Below are 7,374 nucleotides of genomic sequence, written 5' to 3'. Positions count from 1 at the left end.
CCTCCACCCCCTCCACCGTGGACTCGCGCTCCTCGTAGATGGCTTCCATGAACGCACCTCCCCAAGCAGTCCTCCGCACACCCATCGCGCGGTGACGGGCATAGAGATAAGCGGGCACGACTCATAAAAAAATGAGCTAGTTTGGATGAATCCCTTCGGTTATTCCTAAGTGATGAACTGGCTCAACTACCACCATCTCCTGTATTTCTGGACGGTTGCGCGAGCCGGCAGCATCGCCAAGGCCAGCGAGGAGCTTCACCTCGCCCAGCCCACCATCAGCACCCAGATCAAGCTTCTCGAGGAATCCCTGGGCCACCAGCTCTTCGAGCGCAAGGGCCGCAAGCTGGTCCTCTCCGACGTGGGACGCACCGTGATGCGCTACGCGGATGAGATCTTCCGCCTGGGCAACGAGCTGAAGAACGTCGTCTCCGGCCTGCCCACGGGGCAGCAGTTGCGCCTCAACGTGGGCGTGCTGGACGTCATCCCCAAGCTCGTGGCCGAACAGCTCCTCAAGCCCGCGCTGGATGCCGGGCCCTCGCTGCGCATCATCTGCCGCGAGAGCCCCCTGCCCCAGTTGCTCGCGCAGTTGGCGCTGCATGAGCTGGACGTGGTGCTCGCGGACGCTCCCGGCTCCGAGCCCGTCAGCGTCCGGTCCTTCAATCACCTGCTGGGCAAGTGCGGCGTGACGTTCTTCGCGGCGGCTCCGCTCGCGCACCTGCGCAAGGACTTCCCGCGCTCACTCGACGGCGCGCCCATGTTGCTGCCGTCGGAGGATTCGTCGGTGCGCCGCTCGCTGGACTTGTGGTTCGAACGCCAGGGCGTCCGGCCCCTCATCGCGGGGGACTTCGACGACAGCGCCCTGCTCCAGGCCTTCGGACAGAAGGGCCACGGCATCTTCGCCATGCCCTCCATCATCGACGCGGAGGTGCAGCGGCAGTTCAACGTCACCGCCATCGGGCACACCGACGAGATCGAGCAGTGCTTCTACGCCATCACCGTCGAGCGCCGCCTGCGCCACCCCGCCGTCGTCGCCATCGCCGAGGCCGCGCGCTCGCACATCTTCGGCGGGTGACGCGCGTCAGTCCTCCGCCCTGAACACCTCCGCGCCCGCCACCACCGTGGCCAGCACGCGCGCCTCCACCAGCGCCTGGGCGGGCCCCTCCAGCGGATCCTCGGACAGCGCGACGAAGTCCGCGTCCATGCCCGGCTTCAGCCTTCCGCGATGGACCTCTTCGAATGACGCCCACGCAGGGCCCACGGTGAAGCCCTCCAGGGACTCGGTTCCGCTCAGGCGCTGCTCGGGATACCAGCCCCCCTCGGGCCAGCCCTTCGCGTCCTGCCGCGTGCGCGCCGCGTAGAGCCCCGCGAGCACGTCCGGGTTCTCGATGGGGAAGTCACTGCCCAATGCCAGGTGCGCCCCCGCGTCCTTCAGCGAACGCCACGCATACGCGCCCTTCAACCGTTCGGCGCCCAGCCGCGTTCGTGCCCAGCGCATGTCGCTGGTGGCGTGCGTGGGCTGCACGCTGGCCACCAACCCCGCGGCGCCCAGGCGCTGGATGTCCTCTGGCCGCAATATCTGCGCGTGCTCCACGCGGTGGCGCAGGGCCTGCGTTCCCGTCCGCTCCGCGCCGCGCAAGAGTACGTCCACCACCAGCGTGTTCGCCCGGTCTCCAATCGCGTGGATGCACACCTGGAAGCCCCGGCCCATGAAGGCCTGCGCACGGGCTTCGAGTTCTTCCGGTGACAGGAGCAACAGGCCGCGCTGGCCGGGCTCGTCGCTGTAGTCCTCGTGCAGCGCCGCGCCCCGGCTGCCCAGCGCCCCATCCGCCAGGAACTTCACCGCGCGCATCGTCAGGTGACGGCCGTGCCAGGGGCCCTGCTCCAGGTAGCCGTGGCGCTCCTCGCCCTGGCCCGCGGCCATCGCGTAGACGCGCAGGGGCAACGTCCCCTCCAGGTCCCACGCCTGCAAACAGCGGAAGGCGTCCAGGTCCATGCCTGCATCGTGCACGCCCGTGAGACCGACCCGGGCACAGCGCTCCAGCGCCGCTCGCAGACGCGTCTCCAACTGCTCACGCGTGGGTGCGGGCATGGCCGCGGTCACCGCGTCCATCGCGTTGTCCACCAGCACACCCGTGGGCTCGCCCCGGTCGTCCCGGAGGATGCGGCCTCCTGCCGGATCCGGCGTGGTCCGCGTGATGCCCGAACGGCGCAGCGCTTCGCCGTTCACCCAGGCCGCGTGATGATCCACACGGGTGAGGCACACCGGGGTCCAGGGGAAGCGCTCGTCCAGCTCCGCGCGGCCGGGGAACGCGGCGCCGGGCCACTCGTTCTGGTCCCAGCCCTTGCCGAGCAACCAGTCCCCCTGGAAGCTGGAGGCGGGAGCCTGCGTCAGCCGTTGGACGACGTCCTCCACCGAGCGCGACCGCTCCAGCCGCACCGTCGTCAGGCTCCGACCCAGGCCGTGCAGGTGCGCGTGCGCGTCCACCAGTCCGGGCACCACCGTGGCCGCGCCCAGGTCCACCTCGCACACCTCTGGCCCCGCGGCGACGCGGACCTCATCGAGCGTCCCCACCGCGAGCACACGTCCCTCGCGCACCGCCAGGGCCTGCGCGCGCGGACGCTCCGGATCCAACGTCCACACCCGCGCGGCCCTGTAGATCGTGGTCTTCGACATCATGCCGGGCAGACTACCCGGCTTCGGAGGCACCACCGTCGATGCCCGGCGCGTTGATCGGACCGGCGGGGCCCGCGGGTTCGCTGGGCACGTTCTGGCTGGGCTCGCGGGCCGTGTCCGGACCCTGGAGGGGTTCCTGGTTCTCCGTCCCGGGGGGCTGGGTGGTCTTGCAGGCCACCGCTCCAGCGGTCAGACCCAGAGCGGCGATGAGCAGCACGGCACGGCGCATGAAACCTCCTGAGGATGTTCGAGAGGCCGACCCTAGGGAGGTGCGTCCTCCCCCTGCAAAGCGCATCCCCTGCAACGTCCACCATTGGATGCCCAGGGTGGCCCGCGGACCTTCCCTGGTCGGTCGCTTCCCGGGCCCTCGACCTTGGGTCCCTGTCACCTCTCGCGGGGATGCGCACCGTTGCCAAGGTCGGTGTGCATTCAGGACATGCGCACTGGAAGGAAGCGACCGCCATGCGGGAGAACTTCGACAGAGGGTTGGGAGCCATCCGTTTCGCGGAGGCCCGACGCCGTCACGGGCTCTGGGCCTGGGTCGTGCTCTTCCTCTTCGCCGGCCTCTTCGCTTCGGCGGGCCCCGCGACCGCTTCTTCCTCCGTCATCGCCCGGTGTGAGTTGGAGGGCGTGGTGGATGCGGGCTCCGGCGCCTATCTGGCGGACTGCGTGAAGCGCGCGGAAGGCCAGGGGGCCCATGCGCTGCTCGTGCGGTTGGACACTCCGGGCGGTTCCCTGGAGGCCACCCGCACCATCGTGCGGGCCTTCCTGGGCTCGCACGTGCCCGTGCTCGTGTGGGTGGGGCCTTCGGGTGCGCATGCCGGCAGCGCGGGCGTCTTCATCGCGCTCGCCTCGAACGTGAGCGCCATGGCGCCTGGGACGAACATCGGCGCCGCGTATCCCGTGGGCCCCATGGGCGAGGACGTGGAACAGGACGGCGGCGAACAGCTCGCCCGGAAGATCGAGAACGACACCGTGGCCTTCGCGGAAGGCATCGCCCGGCAGCGGGGACGCAATGCCGAATGGGCCGCCACCGCCGTGCGCGACAGCGCCAGCGTCCCCGCCGACCGCGCCGTGGAACTGCGCGTGGTGGAGCTCGTCGCGCCCACCGAGGCCGCGTTCCTCTCCGCCGTCGAGGGTCGCCGCGTGGAGGTCGCGGGCGGCGAGACCGTGACGCTCGCCACGCGCGATGCCCAGGTCGTGTCGCTGGAGCCGGGGCTGTCGCAGCGGGTCGTGCATGCGCTCGCGCAGCCGTCCATCGTCTACCTGCTGTTCCTCGTCGCAGCGCTGGGATTGGTGGTGGAGCTGTCCCATCCGGGAGCGGTGGCGCCGGGGCTCGTGGGCGTCGTGGCGCTGGTGCTCGCGCTGGTCGCTTCGGCCTCGCTGCCGGTGCGCTCCGGGGCGCTGGTGCTGATGCTCGTGGGCGTGGGGCTCATCGTCGCGGAGCTCTTCGTCACCAGTGGGCTGCTGGGCGCCTCCGGCGTGGGCCTGTTGATATTGGGCGGCGTGTTCCTGGTGGACCGCTTCGAACCGGGCTGGTTCGTGGAGCCGTCCTTCCGACTGTCGTGGGGCGTGATGCTGCCCACCGCCCTCGTGCTCGCGGGGGCCGCGGCCTTCGTCGCTTACCGCAGTGCCCAGACGCGCCGGCTGCCGCAGTTGGGCGGTGACGCGGGACTCGTCGGGGAGGCGGGCACGGCGTTGGGGCTCGTCACGCCTTCGGGCGGAGAGGTGTTCGTCCACGGCGAGCGCTGGCGCGCCGTCTCCTTCACCCCCATCCACGAGGGCGCCCGCGTGGTGGTGCGCGCCGTGGAAGGACTCACCCTCACCGTCGCGGAGGCGATGCCATGAACGAACTGTTCGGCGCCCTGGGCTTCCTCATCCCCCTGGCCCTTTTGTTCCTCCTCTTCGCCTCCGGCGTGCGCATCGTCACCGAGTACCAGAACGGCGTCGTGTTCCGACTGGGCCGCTTCGTGGGCCTCAAGCGCGCGGGCTTCCGCTGGCTCATCCCGTTCATTGAACGCATGGTCATCATCGACCTGCGCACCGTGGCGCGCGACGTGCCCCCGCAGGACGTCATCACCAAGGACAACGTCAGCGTGAAGGTCAACGCCGTCGTCTACTTCCGCGTCATCCAGGCGGACAAGGCCGTGCTCCAGGTGGAGGACTACCTCTACGCCACCAGCCAGATTGCGCAGACGACCCTGCGCGCCATCCTGGGCCAGGTGGAGCTGGACGAGTTGCTGTCCCAACGCGAGCGCATCAACCATGAGCTCCAGCAGGTGCTGGATGCGCGCACCGACCCGTGGGGCGTCAAGGTGTCCAACGTGGAGGTGAAGCACATCGACCTGCCACTGGAGATGCAGCGGGCCATCGCGCGTCAGGCCGAAGCGGAGCGCGAGCGCCGCGCGAAGATCATCGCCGCCGAGGGCGAACACCAGGCCGCGGAGAAGCTCGCCCAGGCTGCGGACGTGCTCAGCCGCAACCCCGCCACCCTCCAACTGCGCTACCTCCAGACGCTGGTGGAGATCACCGGCGGCGGCAACCACACCATCCTGCCCATCCCGCTGGAGCTGATCCGCGCGTTCGGGGCGGCGGTCGCGCAGCCGCCGCGTCCGGATCCTTCGCGGCGTGACAGCGACGAGGAAGACGAGGACACGTCGCCCGGTGCCGGACTGTCCTGAAGCCGCCAGGACCTCTTCACGACTTCAGGGAGCCGGCTTCTTCGCGAGCGAGCGGACCACGAACTTCGAGTCGACGTAATCGAGGGTGCCCAATGCCTTTCCGTAGACACTGGCCGGCTCCTCGACGTTGGCGGTGATCCGGATGGACCGGCCCTTGCGCGGCAGGTGGAAGGTCAGGATGGAGCCTCCCCAATCCTGGAGGGTCTTCTCCTGCAGGCCCTTCTTGCCCTTGGGCGCGATGAGCCCTGCGTCGGCGTAGAGCTGGATGGCCTGCTTGTTTGACATCCGGAGGACCGCGTTGTCGGCCTTGAAGCCGTCCTTGTCGCATCGGAAGGCTTCGATATGTGTCACGGACATGCCCTCGCCCATGAGCACCAGGTGGTAGCCCTCCGGGTTCTTGAAGAGGGCGGCTTCGTAGGTCCCGTCGGGATTCTTGTCCCCCGTGGACACGAAGCCATTGGGCACGTCGCGAACCTTCCACGTCTTGCCGATGAACTCCTCCGCGACGGACTCCACGTACTCCCCCGACTCCACCTGCCGCGCGAGTTCCTCCTCGGAGATTTCCACCCTCGGCTTGTCAGCGTTCGCCTTGAGGTGTGCCTCCAGGTGCTGGAGCGCGGTCTCGATGTTCGTGGTGGCACAGCTCGCGCGGGCCGCAGGCTTCGCGGGAGGAGCCGAAGCCAGGGCCAGGACGACGACGGTGTTCAAGAGCAGCACGACGATTCCTTTGGTCGGGGAGGCGCGACGACACTCTACCTGCCGCCCGCTCCGGTTTCGTGGAGGGATGCCCCCAAACGACGAAGGTCCACCCGCGCGGTTGCACGGGTGGACCTCTTCGCGTCGAACCAGCGTCAGCGGATTACAGTTGGCCGCTGTCCGCGATGACGACGGGCTTGCTCGTCGCGCCGGACTGCGAACCCACGCCTTCAATCTTCTTCACCACGTCCATGCCCTCGACGACCTTGCCGAAGACGACGTGCTTGCCGTCCAGCCACGGCGTGGGGACCGTGGTGAGGAAGAACTGCGAGCCGTTGGTGTTGCGGCCGGCGTTCGCCATGGACAGGAAGCCCGGGCCGGTGTGCTTGTGCGTGAAGTTCTCGTCGTTGAACTTCTCACCGTAGATGGACTCGCCACCCGTGCCGTTGCCCGCGGTGAAGTCGCCGCCCTGGCACATGAACTGGGTGATGACGCGGTGGAAGGCCGAGCCCTTGTAGTGCAGCGGCTTGCCGCTGCGGCCAATGCCCTTCTCGCCCGTGCACAGGGCGCGGAAGTTCTCGGCGGTCTTGGGAACTTCGTCGGAGAACAGCTCCATCACGATACGGCCGGCGGGCGCTCCACCGATCGTCATGTCGAAGAAGACCTTGGTGTTTGCCATGTTCACGTGCTCCACGGTGCGGGTTGGGCCAGAGGCTTGGTAGGGCGTTCATGCCGGGACGTACCAGACACGAGCGTCACGAAGGCACGAGCTAGCACCGTCGCGTGCGCTGCGGAACAAATCCCGACACCTTCAGGCCCCCGGGCTGCCCGGCGGGGGGCCTTCGCGGAAGAGGTCCCCGAGTTCCAGCGTGATGGCGCGGCGGCTCAGGCGCAGGGACGCGAGCGCGAGCACCGCCGTGGTCCCCAGGAGCGCCACCCCCAGGGAGAACGCCACCACCGGCAGCGCCTCCGGCACCGGGACGCTGCGGCGCAGCAGGTACAAGAGCGACGTCGCCACGAAGGACAGGAGCGCCGCGTACGTGAAGGCGATGGCCCGCGCGAGGATGGCGTGGCGGCGGTCCATGATGGCCACCTCCTCGCGCAGCAGGGCCCGGCGCGCATGGCCCTCCGGCAGCGTGCGCCATTCGCGGACCATGTCCCGGATGCGCGCGGTGATGCGCGAAATCTGGTTGTCCAACCCCGTCGCCAGGATGCCGCATCCCGACACCATCACCGCGGGCGTCACCGCCGTGCCGATGAGCTGGATGGAAGAGAAGTCCAGGCCGTCCGTGACGCCGTTCATGCCCCCCTTCTGTCCCACCC

8 protein-coding genes are annotated in these 7,374 nt (G+C 69.1%); 3 read left to right on the top strand and 5 right to left on the bottom strand.

From position 1 onward, the window contains the following. The first annotated feature begins 172 nt into the window (after positions 1–172). Positions 173–1,072, top strand: a complete 900-nt coding sequence (nhaR, locus tag D7V88_RS36465; protein ID WP_120545196.1) for a transcriptional activator NhaR — start codon at positions 173–175, stop codon at positions 1,070–1,072. Positions 1,073–1,078: 6 nt separating this feature from the next. Here the strand turns inward: nhaR and D7V88_RS36460 are convergent, their stop codons facing one another. Both D7V88_RS36460 and D7V88_RS36455 read right to left on the bottom strand, forming a co-directional pair. Next, positions 1,079–2,677: an amidohydrolase gene (locus D7V88_RS36460; RefSeq protein WP_120545195.1), complete on the bottom strand. Its 1,599-nt coding sequence runs from the start codon at positions 2,675–2,677 to the stop codon at positions 1,079–1,081. 10 nt (positions 2,678–2,687) lie between these two features. Then, the gene (locus tag D7V88_RS36455) at positions 2,688–2,903 is read right to left on the bottom strand and encodes a hypothetical protein (protein WP_120545194.1); all 216 of its coding nucleotides are present in this window, start codon (positions 2,901–2,903) and stop codon (positions 2,688–2,690) included. Positions 2,904–3,136: 233 nt separating this feature from the next. Between D7V88_RS36455 and D7V88_RS36450 the strand changes: the two genes are divergently transcribed. Together D7V88_RS36450 and D7V88_RS36445 are read left to right on the top strand one after the other, a co-directional pair. Continuing rightward, positions 3,137–4,522, top strand: coding sequence for an NfeD family protein (locus tag D7V88_RS36450; protein WP_120545193.1), 1,386 nt, complete (start codon positions 3,137–3,139; stop codon positions 4,520–4,522). Further along, complete coding sequence (locus tag D7V88_RS36445; RefSeq protein WP_120545192.1) at positions 4,519–5,355, top strand: slipin family protein; 837 nt, start codon at positions 4,519–4,521, stop codon at positions 5,353–5,355. Before D7V88_RS36450 ends, D7V88_RS36445 begins: the two co-directional genes overlap by 4 nt. Positions 5,356–5,379: 24 nt before the next feature. Here D7V88_RS36445 and D7V88_RS36440 read toward each other — a convergent pair whose 3' ends face one another. The 3 genes from D7V88_RS36440 to D7V88_RS36430 all read right to left on the bottom strand — a co-directional run. Beyond that, positions 5,380–6,072: a hypothetical protein gene (locus D7V88_RS36440; RefSeq protein WP_120545191.1), complete on the bottom strand. Its 693-nt coding sequence runs from the start codon at positions 6,070–6,072 to the stop codon at positions 5,380–5,382. A 142-nt stretch (positions 6,073–6,214) separates the two neighbouring features. Continuing rightward, positions 6,215–6,730: a peptidylprolyl isomerase gene (locus D7V88_RS36435; RefSeq protein WP_120545190.1), complete on the bottom strand. Its 516-nt coding sequence runs from the start codon at positions 6,728–6,730 to the stop codon at positions 6,215–6,217. 132 nt (positions 6,731–6,862) lie between these two features. Further along, positions 6,863–7,374: DUF2721 domain-containing protein (locus D7V88_RS36430; protein ID WP_244238581.1), on the bottom strand; the 512-nt coding region annotated here is incomplete at its 5' end.

This window comes from Corallococcus terminator (assembly GCF_003611635.1).
GTDB classification, from domain to species: Bacteria; Myxococcota; Myxococcia; order Myxococcales; family Myxococcaceae; genus Corallococcus; species Corallococcus terminator.
Note: the sequence above shows the minus strand (reverse complement) of the source record. Positions and strands in the feature narration are given on the sequence as shown.

Coding starts and splice junctions, on each gene's coding strand:
- D7V88_RS36455 (WP_120545194.1), bottom strand. CDS start 2,903: ATGCGCCGTGCCGTGCTGCTCATCGCCGCTCTGGGTCTGACCGCTGGA.
- D7V88_RS36435 (WP_120545190.1), bottom strand. CDS start 6,730: ATGGCAAACACCAAGGTCTTCTTCGACATGACGATCGGTGGAGCGCCC.
- D7V88_RS36450 (WP_120545193.1), top strand. CDS start 3,137: ATGCGGGAGAACTTCGACAGAGGGTTGGGAGCCATCCGTTTCGCGGAG.
- D7V88_RS36445 (WP_120545192.1), top strand. CDS start 4,519: ATGAACGAACTGTTCGGCGCCCTGGGCTTCCTCATCCCCCTGGCCCTT.
- nhaR (WP_120545196.1), top strand. CDS start 173: ATGAACTGGCTCAACTACCACCATCTCCTGTATTTCTGGACGGTTGCG.
- D7V88_RS36460 (WP_120545195.1), bottom strand. CDS start 2,677: ATGATGTCGAAGACCACGATCTACAGGGCCGCGCGGGTGTGGACGTTG.